The 13,403-nt window shown below is 60.5% G+C and carries 14 protein-coding genes, 1 tRNA gene and 1 pseudogene; 3 read left to right on the top strand and 13 right to left on the bottom strand.

Going from position 1 to position 13,403, the window contains the following annotated elements:
- Window positions 1-66: 66 nt before the first annotated feature.
- Window positions 67-774, top strand: a pseudogene (locus tag A0U94_RS12775) (ABC transporter ATP-binding protein); the annotation flags it as partial.
- Here A0U94_RS12775 and A0U94_RS12770 read toward each other — a convergent pair.
- The 11 genes from A0U94_RS12770 to hisG all read right to left on the bottom strand — a co-directional run bounded on the left by A0U94_RS12770 (window position 699) and on the right by hisG (window position 9,664).
- A complete protein-coding gene (locus A0U94_RS12770) occupies window positions 699-1,721 on the bottom strand; it encodes a bile acid:sodium symporter family protein (RefSeq protein ID WP_077803584.1) in 1,023 nt (340 codons plus the stop codon). The pseudogene A0U94_RS12775 and the gene A0U94_RS12770 overlap by 76 nt on opposite strands.
- Window positions 1,722-1,859: 138 nt before the next feature.
- Entirely contained in the window at window positions 1,860-2,999 is a 1,140-nt protein-coding gene (locus A0U94_RS12765; RefSeq protein WP_077803583.1) for a glycosyltransferase family 2 protein, read from the bottom strand.
- A 386-nt stretch (window positions 3,000-3,385) separates the two neighbouring features.
- Window positions 3,386-3,461, bottom strand: a tRNA-Phe gene (locus A0U94_RS12760).
- A 60-nt stretch (window positions 3,462-3,521) separates the two neighbouring features.
- Window positions 3,522-3,701, bottom strand: a complete 180-nt coding sequence (locus tag A0U94_RS12755; protein WP_062032836.1) for a DNA gyrase inhibitor YacG — start codon at window positions 3,699-3,701, stop codon at window positions 3,522-3,524.
- Window positions 3,698-4,741, bottom strand: a complete 1,044-nt coding sequence (locus tag A0U94_RS12750; protein WP_077803582.1) for a ribonuclease E/G — start codon at window positions 4,739-4,741, stop codon at window positions 3,698-3,700. The genes A0U94_RS12755 and A0U94_RS12750 overlap by 4 nt, the downstream gene beginning before the upstream one ends.
- Window positions 4,738-5,394 carry a Maf family protein gene (locus tag A0U94_RS12745; protein WP_077803581.1) on the bottom strand — a complete coding sequence of 219 codons (657 nt, stop codon included), beginning with the start codon at window positions 5,392-5,394 and terminating at the stop codon, window positions 4,738-4,740. The genes A0U94_RS12750 and A0U94_RS12745 overlap by 4 nt, the downstream gene beginning before the upstream one ends.
- 13 nt (window positions 5,395-5,407) lie before the next feature.
- The gene (infA, locus tag A0U94_RS12740) at window positions 5,408-5,626 is read right to left on the bottom strand and encodes a translation initiation factor IF-1 (RefSeq protein ID WP_007282896.1); all 219 of its coding nucleotides are present in this window, start codon (window positions 5,624-5,626) and stop codon (window positions 5,408-5,410) included.
- Between the two features lie 166 nt (window positions 5,627-5,792).
- On the bottom strand, window positions 5,793-7,109 hold the full coding sequence (locus A0U94_RS12735; protein ID WP_077803580.1) for a DEAD/DEAH box helicase: 1,317 nt from the start codon (window positions 7,107-7,109) through the stop codon (window positions 5,793-5,795).
- 127 nt (window positions 7,110-7,236) lie between these two features.
- Window positions 7,237-7,677 (bottom strand): hypothetical protein, encoded by a 441-nt coding sequence (locus A0U94_RS12730; protein WP_077803579.1) that lies wholly within the window; start codon window positions 7,675-7,677, stop codon window positions 7,237-7,239.
- Complete coding sequence (gene hisD / locus A0U94_RS12725) at window positions 7,677-8,969, bottom strand: histidinol dehydrogenase (RefSeq protein ID WP_077803578.1); 1,293 nt, start codon at window positions 8,967-8,969, stop codon at window positions 7,677-7,679. The genes A0U94_RS12730 and hisD overlap by 1 nt, the downstream gene beginning before the upstream one ends.
- The gene (gene hisG, locus A0U94_RS12720) at window positions 8,969-9,664 is read right to left on the bottom strand and encodes an ATP phosphoribosyltransferase (protein WP_062032927.1); all 696 of its coding nucleotides are present in this window, start codon (window positions 9,662-9,664) and stop codon (window positions 8,969-8,971) included. The genes hisD and hisG overlap by 1 nt, the downstream gene beginning before the upstream one ends.
- 190 nt (window positions 9,665-9,854) lie before the next feature.
- On the opposite strand from hisG, the gene A0U94_RS12715 reads away from it, so the two are divergent.
- Complete coding sequence (locus tag A0U94_RS12715) at window positions 9,855-10,295, top strand: GntR family transcriptional regulator (protein WP_062032861.1); 441 nt, start codon at window positions 9,855-9,857, stop codon at window positions 10,293-10,295.
- A gap of 5 nt (window positions 10,296-10,300) precedes the next feature.
- On the top strand, window positions 10,301-11,245 hold the full coding sequence (locus tag A0U94_RS12710; RefSeq protein WP_077803981.1) for a slipin family protein: 945 nt from the start codon (window positions 10,301-10,303) through the stop codon (window positions 11,243-11,245).
- On the opposite strand, the gene gmk is transcribed toward A0U94_RS12710, so the two are convergent.
- Window positions 11,235-11,861 carry a guanylate kinase gene (gene gmk, locus A0U94_RS12705; protein ID WP_077803576.1) on the bottom strand — a complete coding sequence of 209 codons (627 nt, stop codon included), beginning with the start codon at window positions 11,859-11,861 and terminating at the stop codon, window positions 11,235-11,237. The genes A0U94_RS12710 and gmk overlap by 11 nt on opposite strands.
- Window positions 11,862-12,069: 208 nt before the next feature.
- Window positions 12,070-13,173 (bottom strand): AI-2E family transporter, encoded by a 1,104-nt coding sequence (locus tag A0U94_RS12700; RefSeq protein ID WP_244178127.1) that lies wholly within the window; start codon window positions 13,171-13,173, stop codon window positions 12,070-12,072.
- Window positions 13,174-13,403 lie beyond the last annotated feature (230 nt).

Below are 13,403 nucleotides of genomic sequence, written 5' to 3'. Positions count from 1 at the left end.
ATCATGATCCTCCAGACCGACACACTCAGCCTGACCCTTGAGGGGAACAGGCTTCTGCATGACATCACGCTCGACGTCCGCCCCGGCGAAGTCCTCGGCCTGATCGGTCCCAATGGTGCAGGCAAAAGCACATTCCTGCGCGTCATGGCCGGACTGCTCCGCCCGGAGACCGGCCGTGTCCTGCTGGACGGGCAGGACCTGTTCTCCATGCCGTCCGAACAGCGCGGGCGGCATCTGGCCTATCTCCCGCAGGACGCCCCGGCCGCCATCGGCATGAGCGTGCGGGATGTTATTGCGCTCGGCCGTCTGCCCCATCGCCGTACGGCGACGGCGGAACAGGATGCCGCAGCCGTTCAGCAGGCCCTGGAGGTCGTGGGGATGAGTGCGTTTGCGGACCGCTCCTGCGTCAATCTGTCAGGGGGAGAACGTGCGCGCGTTCTGCTCGCCCGGGCCCTTGCGGTTGAGGCCCCCGTCCTGCTGGCGGATGAACCGGTCGCAGCGCTCGACCCTGCTCAGGCCCTGACGGTCATGGAACTGTTTAACCGGTACGCGGCGCAGGGTCAGGCCGTGGCCGTCATCCTGCATGATCTGGCGCTTGCCGCCCGTTTCTGTACCCGGATCGCCGTACTGTCGGAGGGCGCTCTTGTCAGCATCGGGGCTCCGTCCGACGTTCTGACGGATGCTCTGTTTTCCAAGGTTTACGGTGTGGCGGTACGACGCTGCGGAGAGGTTGTCGTGCCCTGGTCGCTGGTGTCGAGAAAGCGTGTGCTATAACGCCGTGCCAGCAGCGTGCAGGTGAAAAGCTGGATCTGGTGATAAATCATGAGTGGCAGTACGATGATGCCGACCGACGCTGCCGGAAAAATGACGCTCGCCATCGGCACGCCAGACGCCAGAGACTTCTTCGATCCGCAGAACTGAAGCGCGATGCTGTTTGATGTTGTCTGCCCAAGCCCCTTGCCCATCAGATGCGACAGACCCAGAACCAGCGCCAGCATGGCAGTATCGAGCAATGCGACTTCCAGAAGATGCGCGCCCGAAACGCGATGCCAGATTCCCTCCACAACGGCGGAACTGAACGCGGTATAGACCACGACGACGATAGACCCGCGGTCGGTAAACGAGATCAGGATCTTGTGCTTGCGCACAATCGGCCCGACCCATTTCTGAAGAATCTGTCCCAGCGCGAAGGGTAAAAGAAGCTCCTTGCTTACGTCGAGAATGGAGCCCAGTGGCGAATGCTCCGCCCCCACATGCCCGAGCACCAGTCCGGTCAGCAGCGGCGTCATCGCGATGCCGGCAATGTTGGAGACCGTCGCCGCACAGATCGCCGCCGTGACATTCCCCTTCGCAATGGACGTCAGCGCAATGGAAGACTGTACGGTGGACGGCAGGCAGCACAGGAACAGTACACCCGACCACAGTTCTTCGCCGAACAGCGCATCGGGAAAGACCGCCCGGAACAGCAGATGCAGCCCGACCCCAAGCAAAGGGAACAAGGCAAACGTGCAGAGCAGAACGCTGCCCTGAAGTTTCCAGTCCTTCACGCTGTCCACAATGGCGTGACGCTCGAGTTTCGCGCCCTGAAAGAAGAACATGAACGTGATGAGGATCGTCACGACATGCTGAAGGATATGCTCCACCTGCCCGCGGCAGGGAAGGATGGAGGCCAGCGCAATCGCGCAGATCAGGGACATGAGAAAGGGGTCGAGGCGCTTCATGCCGCACTATGTCCGTATCCACCTCGAACATGCAACGGTCCTGCAGATGGAGAGGCCAACCTTTGTCGTCACATGCCGTGACAGATGTTCGAATGTTTTTCCGGTCATCTGTCCCGTCAAAGCAGCTGAGGTCTGATGCTAGTCATTATTATGAATTTTTGAATGATGTAGTTTCTCATCTGTGCTTTGGTGGTTTTCTAATAAATTATGAAATAATTTTTCTTTATATATTTCGTTAAATTTTTCTATAGAACATGAAAACAGCCTATCTACCTGCCTTGATTCTTTATAACCATATTCGCTAAAGTGCATAAGCGGATCTATATCAATATTTTGTAAATCCTCGTGGCAAGATATATATTTTTTCTCATTAAAATCTATGAAATAATAAGATTTTTTATTTATGTCGGGATACCTAACAAGAGTGCCGTTGCATTCATCTCGTAAGGTTTTTTTACAATTATTATATTTTCCAAAAACAGATTGTAAATTAACGCCTAATATATCTAAAAGATATGAAAATTCCGGAACAAAAACACTGGCTTTATCAAGGAATATATTTTTATATTCATCTTCTGTCATGAAGAAATACTTAACAAGATGCAGTCCAGGTCCAGTATAGTCTTTAAGGATATTTTTGTCTTCTATGTCAATATAATATATGAGCTTTTCTTTTGCAGCTTGTAGAACTTCTGAAAACTGTTTGTTGTGGAGGTGTATATAGCCCAAATTTGTGACATGGGTTCCGTCACTTTTGGATGATTTTGGGTGATGAAACCCGTGATCCAAATGGCCTAAGGTATCTCTCGCAAACATACTTTTTGGAACTACAGATGGCGTGAAAAATTCAGCGTCATCAGGAATATTTAAAAATAGTTTCTTTATGATAAATGCGTCCTGTATTCCTTTTAATGAATCAAGATATGAATTTAGCTTTTCCCTGCTTACCTCTATTTTTTCTTCACATAAAACAACAAATTCATCGCAGTCTATGGGGATAACGTAATCATATGGTTCATTATTTGAATCCCATCCATGTATAATATCAGATATTATATCGCCTTTTTTATCAAAATCTTCTTTTTTGTTGTGTTCGTAATATACGTTGACACCCGCTTTTTTGTATTTTTCCAATACTTCAAAAACTACGTTTTCATTTGATCCATTATCTAGGATATAGAGGTTTTCAAATCCGAAAAAATAACCGTAGTATTTTATCCATGGCTCTAAAAGTTTGGTTTCATTTTTTTGCATCGTAATGCAGCGGACTTTTGCCATAAAAACCTCTCTAAATTTGGTTCCTGCATTTTAATAGAGAAAAAAAGCCTTTGAAAAGATACAGAGGACTGTCTGGTAAAGTTTATCGCGGACCGATTTCTTGGAAAAGTGGATTGGTAAAAATTTACTGAAGAAATCCAGGCAGTATTATGGTTTTATTTTTGGAAAAACAGCACATGCTGCTGCCTTATATGGTCGTCTGACGCTTATGCGGCGGAGGATATGGCGGAAGTGAATCTGTCGCCAGGCGACGGACCAGGACCGAATTCATTTTCGGTGGTTCTGAAGCATTCATCGTTCGCGCTGACGCATCGCGTTCCAGATCGACGAGAGGCAGTTCACTCAGGCTGTGAGTGTTCGGTTCACGCTTTTTCTTTGGGAATAAATGGTGCCCAAGGGCGGAATCGAACCACCGACACTGCGATTTTCAGTCGCATGCTCTACCAACTGAGCTACTTGGGCACCGAGCTTCAGAGCGAACCCCGTTGCGGAGATGGGATTTAGCCTATGATTGCGGTGGGATCAACCCTCTCCGTCGCGATATTCGTCCTGTTCTTCGTCATTGTCCTGACGAAAGGACGGAACGCGGTATGTCCCGCTGAACCAGCGGCCCAGATCGACATCCGCGCAGTGCCGGGAACAGAAGGGGCGAAACTGGGGATCTGTGGGGCGGTGGCAGATCGGACAGGTGGACTCGCTCATGACAGGCTCCAGCTTGCAGGAGTGGCGTTGGGATCAAGAACGAGATCCAGCGCACGGGCGCGCCGGGACGTAAAATCCGCAAGAGCCTCAGGGTCACTTTCCAGAGCCTTGATGAGGCTGATCGAGGCCGTCAGCGTCTGGCCGGGGCGGTTTTCACGCAGGATGGTCCGCAGGATGGACAGACCCTGCCCCTGTGGGGAGGACAGGAGTTCATACAGTGGCGGGCGGCGGCGCGGGCGCGTCAGCTCCAGCAGGCCCGACGGCGTTGCGCCGAGAACGTCCGGCTTGAGCGGGTCGTCGGACAGGGCTTCGCGCAGGAACGCTACCAGAGCAGGGCGTTTGCGCGTCTTTACACCGGCCGGGTCGATGAGGATCGTGCCCGAGAGGTTCCGCAGGCGGATCTGCCGGGCAAGGGCCGGAAAAGCCGCGACATTGCCCTTGAAGTCCGGAGCGCCAGTGCTGTCGAGGTCGATGGCAACCAAGGCCGGGGTCGGGAAAAAGCTGGCGGTCAGCAGGCCCAGATTGGCTTCAGGGCTGCTGAGACTGTCAAAATCCGCCTCAAGCGCGGCATCGAACGCCTGCTGGCACCGCTGAAGGCGTGGACGTAGGCGGACAGGCAGTTTTGCGGCAATGCCCGGATCGTCCACGAAGACCGGCGCATCCGGATAGCGGTCCGCCAGATCGTCCAGCGGGGTGGGGCCGCGTTCGAGCAGTTTGGGGGCGGAGGGCGCTCCGGCGGGCATGTCGGCCCGGCGCAGGCGCAGACCCTTGCCGTTCTGTGCCGAGCGGCTGACGCGGGCTGCGGTCAGGGCGCCTTCGATCAGGGCTTCGCGGGTCGAGAGAAAACCGCTCTGGCCATCTTCGAGCAGAACGAATGCGCCACCCAGAGCCGGGGCGGCTTTCTGGACGCGGACGACGTGCCAGTCTTCCAGACCATCCGGGCAGCCGGGGCGCCAGATGGCGACGTCCAGCAGCGTGTCATGATCCGTGACGGCAATCCGCACTTCGCCCGGAGAACAGGCTGCGCGGATTTCGGTCATGCGATCCAGCCACCTGAAGGTTTACCGACCGGTTGTCCCCGCAGGAGTTGCGCGGTTTCGAACAGGGGTAGACCCACGACGGCGGAGTAGCTGCCGCCGATCTGGCGGATATGGGCGCCAGCAGCGCCCTGAATGGCATAACCGCCCGCCTTGCCCTGCCAGTCGCCCTGCGCGATCAGGGCGTCGATCTGCGCGTCCGTCAGGCGATGGAAAATGACGGAGGTTTCCACCAGCCGCTCACAAGCCGTACCCTCGGGCCAGCCCGCGCTCGGGCGCAGGACCACGGCCGTCAGGACCTTGTGGCGGCGGCCGGAGAGCAGCTTCAGACAGGCGCGGGCTGTCTTTTCGTCCTCGGCTTTCGGCAGGACGCGTCGGCCGACCGACACCACGGTATCCGCGCCGAGGATGAGCGCTGCATCCGTGCGCTGCGCGGCCACATGCTCCGCTTTTTGGCGGGCGAGGCGCTGCGCAAGCGGACGCGGCAGTTCGCCGGGGCGCGGTTCTTCGTCGATATCGGCGCTCACAACGGCGTCGGGCACGATGCCGATCTGTTCCAGCAGGCTCAGGCGGCGCGGGGAGGCGGAGGCCAGAACGAGCTTCGGACGGTCCAAAAGGCCGGATGACCCTTCTGCGGAAGACGGGGAGGCGGTCATGCGGCGGACTGTCTTACTTGAAGCGGAACGTGATCCGGCCCTTGGAGAGGTCGTAGGGCGTCATTTCGACGTTGACGCGGTCACCGGCCAGAACGCGGATACGGTTCTTGCGCATCTTGCCGCTCGTATGGGCGAGGATGGTGTGCTCGTTGTCGAGCGTGACGCGGAACATGGCGTTGGGGAGCAGTTCCATGACGGTGCCGGTAAACTCGATCAGGTCTTCTTTTGACATGTGAATCCTTGCTTCAGGGACAGGGTAATGATCTGCGCGCGGCAGTGGCTCCGGTGCGGAGCCAGAAAATCCAGCCCGCTATGTGCGGACTGTCAGCCGAAAGGTCAAGCGCGACCGGCCCCTGTCCCGGGATTCTTGCGGTTTTTATGACGGTTGGGCGTGGTTTTCAGGACGCTTTTCCGGCGGCCTGGGCTGCAGCCCGGGCCGCCATCTTTTCTTCTTCGGTCCAGACGCGGCGCTCGCGCGTCTTCTGCGGCTTGACCTGCTTGACCGGACCGCCGCCGAGGACGGGTGGGCGCATGGTCGAGTTCCGGGCCTTTTCGCAGTGCCATTCATGGCTGTCATGAACGTCCAGCGTCCGGCCGATCTCACGCTCCACGGCGTGCAGCCAGGCGCGCTGTTCGGCATCGCACAGCGTAATGGCAAACCCGCTGCGGCCCGCACGGCCCGTGCGGCCGATCCGGTGCACATAGCTCTCCGGCAGGCTCGGCAGATCATGGTTGATGACATGCGTGACCGTATCGACGTCAATGCCGCGCGCTGCGATATCGGTCGCTACCAGAACCTGAACGTCACCTTCGCGGAACGCATTCAGCGCCCGTTCGCGCTGACCCTGAGACCGGTTTCCGTGCAGGGCCTCGGCCGTGATTCCGGACTCCGTCAGAAAGGTGCAGACCTCGTTGGCGATGTTCTTCTGCAACGTGAAGACGACGGCCTGACCGATACCCGGCGTCTGGAGCTGGGACAGAAGGGCCGCCTTCTTGTCGGATGCGTCGAGGAACATGACCGACTGCGCGATCCGGTCCACAGTGGTGGAGGGCGGGGCGATTTCGACCTTTGCCGGGTCACGCAGGAGGCTCTCGACGAGGGCTGCGATGGATTTCGGCATCGTTGCGGAAAACAGCACCGTGTGCCGGTCTGTGGGGAGTGTTGCGACGATGCGCTCGATCGGCTTGGCAAAGCCCATGTCCAGCATCTGGTCGGCTTCATCCAGCACCAGCGCCTCAAGCTGCGAGAGGTCGCACAGGCCCTGTTCGATCAGGTCCAGCAGGCGGCCCGGCGCGGCGACGATGATGTCCACGCCCTCTTCGAGCGCCTTGACCTGATGGAACTGGCTCACGCCGCCGAAAATCGTGGTGACGCGCACCGGCTGGTGGCGGCTGAAGTTCTCGAACCCGTCCGCAATCTGGGAAACCAGCTCGCGCGTGGGAGCGAGGACCAGAATGCGTGCGCCGCCCTTGGGGGCAGGGCGGGGCGTTGCGGCAAGCCGGTGCAGCAGGGGGAGCGCGAAAGAGGCCGTCTTGCCCGTGCCGGTCTGGGCCAGACCGAGCAGATCGCGGCCTTCCAGCAGCAGCGGGATGGAGTGGGCCTGAATGGGCGTCGGCTTGACGTAGCCTGCGTCGTCCAGAGCGCGCAGGATCGCGGGCGCGAGGGCGAGATCGGCAAAGGTCACGTCAGAAGTCGTAGCGGAAGTCGGGGACATGATGAAGCGGCGCCTCCGGCGCTGAGTAAAGCTGCGCCTGATCGGGCTTCGCGGGTTCAGAAGGCGGGCTTGTACGAATGATGCTTCCCGCCGTCAACGCGGCGCAAAGGCGTGCAGGACCAGTCTGTCAGGACAGTTTGGAAATATCGCGCATAGCGACGACCAGATTCATATGCGACGCCAGAAGCCTCTGCGGCAGGGACGGCAGATAAATCCGGATGGCCTCGAGCCGTTTGGACTCCGGGAGGGCGGCAAACGGCGTGCGTGATCCCGGACCGTCACTTCCTGCGTCATAGCTTTTTGCAATCGCGGCAAGCAGCGTTGCCGGGATGGAGGCCAGAAGCGCTTTCTGCGCCGGGTTCAGAAGACGGTCCCGCAAGGGGCCGGAAAGCGTGCGCTCTTCGGCTATTTTCGGAGCCTCATAGGGTTTGAGCTGGCTCAGCGGGAACTCGACCTCCACGCCATTGGCCTGCTCTACATAGCCGGTGGTGCCGTCGATATCGATCAGCCTGCCGTCATGCGTGCCCTTGAGGTCCGAAACACGGTCACCGATCGACAGGCGGGCCATCAGTTTTTCTCCAGCCGGGCCGACAGGCTGAGGGCGTGGGCGTCCAGCCCCTCGGCGGTCGCCAGTGCCACACCGGCCGGCCCGATCCGGCGCAGACCGGCTGCATCGGTTTCGATGGTGGTGGTGCGCTTGATGAAGTCGAACACCGACAGGCCAGAGGCGAACCGCGCTGTGCGGCTGGTCGGCAGAACGTGGTTCGGACCGCCGACATAATCGCCCACGGCTTCGGGGCAGTTGCGGCCCATGAAGATCGCACCTGCATGGCGGACCATCGCCGAGAAATCGCGTGGGGCGTCGAGCATGACTTCCAGATGTTCGGGCGCCAGTGCGTTGACGATCTCGGCGGCTTCCTCAAGCGAGCGGACCACGATGATCGCGCCGTGGTCTTCCCAGCTTTTGGACGCGATGGCCGTGCGCGGGAGCGTTTCCAGCTCTATGTGGACGGCTTCGGCGGCGCGTTCGGCAAAGGCGGCATCGGTCGTCACAAGAATGGCCTGGGCCTGTTCGTCATGCTCGGCCTGGGCAAGCAGATCGAGGGCCACAAGACGCGGGTCGTTCTGCCCGTCGGCGACGATCACGACTTCGGACGGCCCGGCGATGCTGTCGATGCCGACATGTCCGAAGACCTGTCGCTTGGCTTCTGCGACATACGCATTGCCCGGCCCGACGATGCGGTCCACCGGGGCGATGAGGTCCGTACCGAACGCCATGGCGCCCACGGCCTGCGCGCCGCCGATGCGGTAGATTTCCGTCACGCCGCAAAGCTGCGCGGCTGCGAGAACCACGGGGTTCAGCACGCCGTCCGGGGTCGGGACGCACATGGCCAGCCGCTTCACGCCCGCCACACGGGCGGGCAGGGCGTTCATCAGCACGGAGGACGGATAGGCTGCCTTGCCACCCGGAACATAAAGCCCGACCGCATCCAGCGGCGTCCAGCGCATGCCGAGGCGGATGCCGTCTTCGTCCGTGAAGTCCAGATCCTGGGGCATCTGGGCCGCATGAAATGTCTCGATCCGGCGGCCGGCGGTGCGCAGGGCATCCATCAGGTCCGCCGGGACGCGCGCGGCTTCGGAGGCGATTTCTTCCGCGCTGATGCGCAGCCTGTCGGCGGGGAGGGTCAGACGATCGAACCGGGCGGTGTAGTCGCACAGGGCGTCGTCGCCCCGGCTGCGGACGTCTGCGAGGATCGCACGGACCGGTTCGGCCACGCTGCGTTCGTCGCTTCCACGGGCGGCGAGCAGCGTGGCGAAGTCTGCGGAAAAACCGGCTGCGGATGTATCGAGGCGTTTCATCAGACCGCACCTTCCGTGGCGAGGGCTGTGCGGAAGCGTTCGATCAGGGCGCTGATTTCTTCAGGCCGGGTCTTGAGCGCGACGCGGTTGACGATCAGGCGGCTCGTGACATGCGCGATGGTCTCGGTTTCCATCAGGCCATTGGCGCGCAGCGTGGATCCGGTATCAACCAGATCGACGATCACGCTCGCCAGATCCAGCGTCGGCGCGAGTTCCATCGCACCGTTCAGATGCACGATCTCGGCATTGATGGCACGGGAGGCGAAATGGCGGCGGGCGATGGTCGGGTATTTCGTGGCGACACGCAGACGGGACTGACCGGTTGCAGGATCTTCGGTCATGGTTTTGGGGCGCGCGACTGCGATGCGGCAGCCCCCGATGCCCAGATCGAGCGGGGCGTAGATGTCCGGATAGTCGAATTCCATCAGCACATCCGCGCCGCACACGCCGATATCGGCGCCGCCATAGGCCACGAAGGTCGCGACATCGAAGGAACGGACCCGCACGACATCCAGATTCGGATCTGACGTGCCAAAGCGCAGGCGGCGGCTGCTTTCGGTCAGGCAGTCCGGGTCGGGCTCAATGCCCGTGCGCGTCAGGACCGGAGCCAGCGCCTTGAGGATGCGGCCTTTCGGAAGGGCGAGGATCAGCGGCGTATGATGATGCGCGGTCGTGTCCGTTCCGTTCCGGGTCATGATCGGGGGGTCGGTCTGGAGCGCTGTCATGCGACGTCTGGTCCTTGGCTGTCCGCAGTCACTGGGAAGGGCAGCGCATATCACGAAGCCGGAGTCTTCCCAAGCCTTGCGCGGTTTCAAACAGCTCTGAGAGTGCTTTGACACGGAATCTTCTTGACGGACGTTTTGAAAGCAGATCACTCTTGTATGCATGTCTGCTGACATAGAAACATTACTCTTCCCCACCCCGCTTTCGGATGCCAGCGCCCTGCCGCTGCGCGTTCAGATCCGCGAGCGCGTGCTGGCCGCTATCGGTTCGGGGCTGCTGAAGCCCGACGATCGACTGCCGACCATGCGCGCGCTCGCCGTTCACCTGAGGGTGGATCTCAACACCGTCCAGCGGGCCTATGCGGAGCTTGAGCGGCTGGGCGCGATCCGGACGCTGCGGGCCCGGGGCAGTTTCGTCAGCGACACGCCGCCACACCCGGACGGCGCGCTCAAAGCCGCGGAAGCCCGGGCGCTCGCGGCCTCCACCATCGCCCGCAGTCAGGCCGCGGGTCTTGATCCCGAAGCGGTCGTCATTGCCATGCGCGATCTTCTCGGTCTGCCTCTCACCCCCTCCGAGCCCGAGAGCGGCTCTGCCAAAGGCTGATGTCCATGCCGGATTTCCCCGTCCTTCCTTCCATGTCGCTGGTGCCGTCCATGAAGCGTCAGTTGCCGCTCAATACGATATCCGCCTCGATCGCAGGGGCAGTCATTCTGCTCTCGGCCGGGTTGACGGTCCTGACGCGGCAGCCCGGCTGGGTCATCGGCGGTGTCGTGATGGCCCTGCTCGTGCATATGTCGCTCAAGATGTGCAATTCCTGGCAGCGTGTCCTGGTTTTGCGGGCTGGAAAGATTCAGGGACTGCGAGGTCCGGGCCTGTTCCTGATCGTGCCTTTTCTCGATCAGATTGACGCCGTTGTGGACCAGCGCATCCGCACGGTGCCCGTGCATACGCGTCAGACCCTGACGCGCGATACGACGCCGGTGGATGTGGACGCGGTCGTGTTCTGGATGGTGCATGATCCGCTGCGGGCCATCACGGAGCTGGACAACTACGAGGGTTCGGTCTCGATGGTTGCGCTCACGACGCTGCGCGAGGTTGTCGGCAGTTCGGATCTGGCGACGCTGCTGGAAGACCGCCGCCGCATCGACGGGGAACTACGTGACCTCATCGAAAGCAAGACGCGCGAATGGGGCGTTACGGTTCAGGCTGTCGAGATTCGTGACGTACAACTGCCCGACAGTCTTCAGGACGCCATGAGCCGTCAGGCGCAGGCCGAGCGCGAGCGTGCGGCCCGCGTCACGCTGGCTTCGGCGGAGCGGGAAGTGGCGCACGAACTGGCGCAGGCAGCCAAGACGTACGAGGCCTCGCCGATCGCGCTCCAGATCCTTCAGATCAACCGAATTTTTGAAATGAACAAGAACCGCGGCACCACCATCCTGATGCCGACGACCATGGCGGATGCCATGACATCCGCAACGGCCTTCGCCGCCGCGATGCAGACCGTCCAGCCGGAGGCGGGGCCCCCGGCTGCGACCGGTGAGGTCAGCGGCTGAAGCTCGCGACCATATCCAGCAGGTTGCGCTGCCGTCGCGTGGCCAGCCGCGCGGCTGTCAGGACGGAGCGCGCCTGCGAGATGGCGGTATCAAGGTCGGAATTGATGATCGTGTGATCGAATTCGGACCAGTGGGAAATCTCGTTCAGTGCCGCCTGCATGCGTTTGGCGATTTCTTCTGGATGGTCCGAAGCGCGCTTGTTCAGGCGGCGTTCCAGTTCTTCCAGAGACGGCGGCAGGACGAAGAGGCTCACCACATCGTCCGGTAGCGCGGCGCGCAGAAGGCGGTGTCCCTGCCAGTCGATGTCGAACACCATGTCATGCCCGGCATCCAGCGCTTCCTCAACCGGCGCGCGCGGTGTGCCATAGCCCCGGCCGAACACTTCCGCCCATTCCAGAAGCTCGCCATCCGCAGCCATGCGGCGAAATTCTGCGATATCCCGGAAATGGTAATGCACACCTTCGACTTCTCCCGGACGCGGCCCGCGCGTCGTGACCGAGACGGAGTGGCGCAGTGTGGGTTCCGAAGCGCGCAGGGCGTTGGCAATGGTGGACTTGCCCGCACCAGACGGGGCCGAGATCACCAGACAGACGCCACGGCGGGGCAGTTGGGTCATGGGGTCTCCTTAGGAAGAATGGGCCGGACAGGAATGTTCTGCCGAAGCGTCTAGCGTGAAAGGGGCGGGGGTGGCCAGATATTCGGAGCCTGTTCAGGGCGCTGCCCTGAAACCCGCAAAGGGACGCAGTCCCTTTGAACCCATGAATTTACAAACGGGATCAAAGGGGGCGAGCCCCTTTGTGGGGCGCGGGGCAACGCCCCGATCCTCACGGCTCGGACTGAAGCTGCGCAACGATGGCACTACTGATCGTCCGCCTCGTCGGGCCGCCCAGCACATGGCCGAGCGGCGCCAGCACTTCGATATGGTCACAGACGATCTTGAAGACCGCGAGCATCGGCACGGACAGGAAGGCGCCCGAAATGCCCCACATCCAGTCCCAGAACAGCAGTGATCCCATGACGAATACGGGATTGAGCGTGAAGCGCCGGGCCAGCAGCATAGGCGTGATGGTCTCGCCTTCCAGCACATGGATCAGCAGATAGATCGACGGCGGCAGGAGCGCGTAAAGCAGGGACGGAAAACTGAACAGCCCGACCACGAAATAGACGACCACACCCGTGAGCGGCCCGATGATGGGGATGTAGTTCAGCAGGAAGGCCAGAACGCCCCATAGAAGCGGATTGGGCATGCCGGTCGCCCAGCACTGGATCATGTTCACCAGCCCGACACCCAGATTCATCATCGTGATCGTCACGAGATAGAGCGAGACGTTCTGCTCGATCTGGGTCGCCATTTCCACGAGACGGCGCTTCTTGGCGTAGGTCGGCATGATCTCGACGCAGCGGCGCAGGAGCGTGTCGCCTTCCGTCATGAGGAAGAACAGCATCAGCAGCATCGAGAAGAAGCCGCCTGCAAGCTCCCGCGTTCCGGCCAGAACGGAGGAGCCGAGCCGCGAGAGTGCCGTCTCTCCGCTGATCGGTCCGGTGACGCCATGCGCTGTATGCGTGTTGCCCGAATGGCCGCTGAACATGGCCGACAGGCGCATGTAATCGTGCTGGATCATGTCGATCGGCCCGCTGAGAACGGCCAGCTTGCTCTGTAACGCGGGGAGCGTCTGTGGGGCACGGGTGATCCAGCCGGCGGCCGGGACGGAAATCGTCGTGGCGATTCCGCCTACGATTCCGAACATCATGACAATCAGCATCAGTCCCGCCAGATGCCGGGGCAGGCGCAGACGCTGGGTCAGGAATCGCATGGGCGCGATCATGAGCAGGTTCAGCACGAGCGCGAAGACGAAGGGAAGCAGGATGGGCGCCGTGAAATACAGCGAATAGAACACGGCAAGAATCGTCAGGATCAGGACGCACATGTCCCGGATGTTCAGATGTTCGCGCAGCAGGTTGCGGTCGAGCGTGGGGTCCGGAAAATCACCGTCCGGCAGCAGTTTCTCGCCGGATTTTTTCCCAGGTTTTTCAGGGGGTTTTCCTGACGTAGACGCAGTGTCGCTACAGGCAGGGTCGGCGGAGGACGCGATGGGACGGCCGGACATGATTTCTGCCTGAAGCGAAAGACGGGGCACGCGGACCACCAGTTGACCCT

This window comes from Gluconobacter albidus (genome assembly GCF_002005485.1).
In the GTDB taxonomy this organism is placed as follows: Bacteria; Pseudomonadota; Alphaproteobacteria; order Acetobacterales; family Acetobacteraceae; genus Gluconobacter; species Gluconobacter albidus.
The sequence above is the reverse complement of the archived record's forward strand: the minus strand, read 5'-3'. Positions and strand labels throughout refer to the sequence as shown.

Bases quoted from the DNA above. Each gene is read 5' to 3' on its own strand.
- hisG (WP_062032927.1), bottom strand. From the start codon at position 9,664: ATGACCCGGAACGGAACGGACACGACCGCGCATCATCATACGCCGCTG.
- A0U94_RS12765 (WP_077803583.1), bottom strand. From the start codon at position 2,999: ATGGCAAAAGTCCGCTGCATTACGATGCAAAAAAATGAAACCAAACTT.
- A0U94_RS12700 (WP_244178127.1), bottom strand. From the start codon at position 13,173: ATGTGCGTCCTGATCCTGACGATTCTTGCCGTGTTCTATTCGCTGTAT.
- A0U94_RS12755 (WP_062032836.1), bottom strand. From the start codon at position 3,701: ATGAGCGAGTCCACCTGTCCGATCTGCCACCGCCCCACAGATCCCCAG.
- A0U94_RS12710 (WP_077803981.1), top strand. From the start codon at position 10,301: ATGCCGGATTTCCCCGTCCTTCCTTCCATGTCGCTGGTGCCGTCCATG.
- A0U94_RS12745 (WP_077803581.1), bottom strand. From the start codon at position 5,394: ATGACCGCCTCCCCGTCTTCCGCAGAAGGGTCATCCGGCCTTTTGGAC.
- A0U94_RS12730 (WP_077803579.1), bottom strand. From the start codon at position 7,677: ATGGCCCGCCTGTCGATCGGTGACCGTGTTTCGGACCTCAAGGGCACG.
- gmk (WP_077803576.1), bottom strand. From the start codon at position 11,861: ATGACCCAACTGCCCCGCCGTGGCGTCTGTCTGGTGATCTCGGCCCCG.
- A0U94_RS12770 (WP_077803584.1), bottom strand. From the start codon at position 1,721: ATGAAGCGCCTCGACCCCTTTCTCATGTCCCTGATCTGCGCGATTGCG.
- A0U94_RS12735 (WP_077803580.1), bottom strand. From the start codon at position 7,109: ATGTCCCCGACTTCCGCTACGACTTCTGACGTGACCTTTGCCGATCTC.
- A0U94_RS12715 (WP_062032861.1), top strand. From the start codon at position 9,855: ATGTCTGCTGACATAGAAACATTACTCTTCCCCACCCCGCTTTCGGAT.
- infA (WP_007282896.1), bottom strand. From the start codon at position 5,626: ATGTCAAAAGAAGACCTGATCGAGTTTACCGGCACCGTCATGGAACTG.
- A0U94_RS12750 (WP_077803582.1), bottom strand. From the start codon at position 4,741: ATGACCGAAATCCGCGCAGCCTGTTCTCCGGGCGAAGTGCGGATTGCC.
- hisD (WP_077803578.1), bottom strand. From the start codon at position 8,969: ATGAAACGCCTCGATACATCCGCAGCCGGTTTTTCCGCAGACTTCGCC.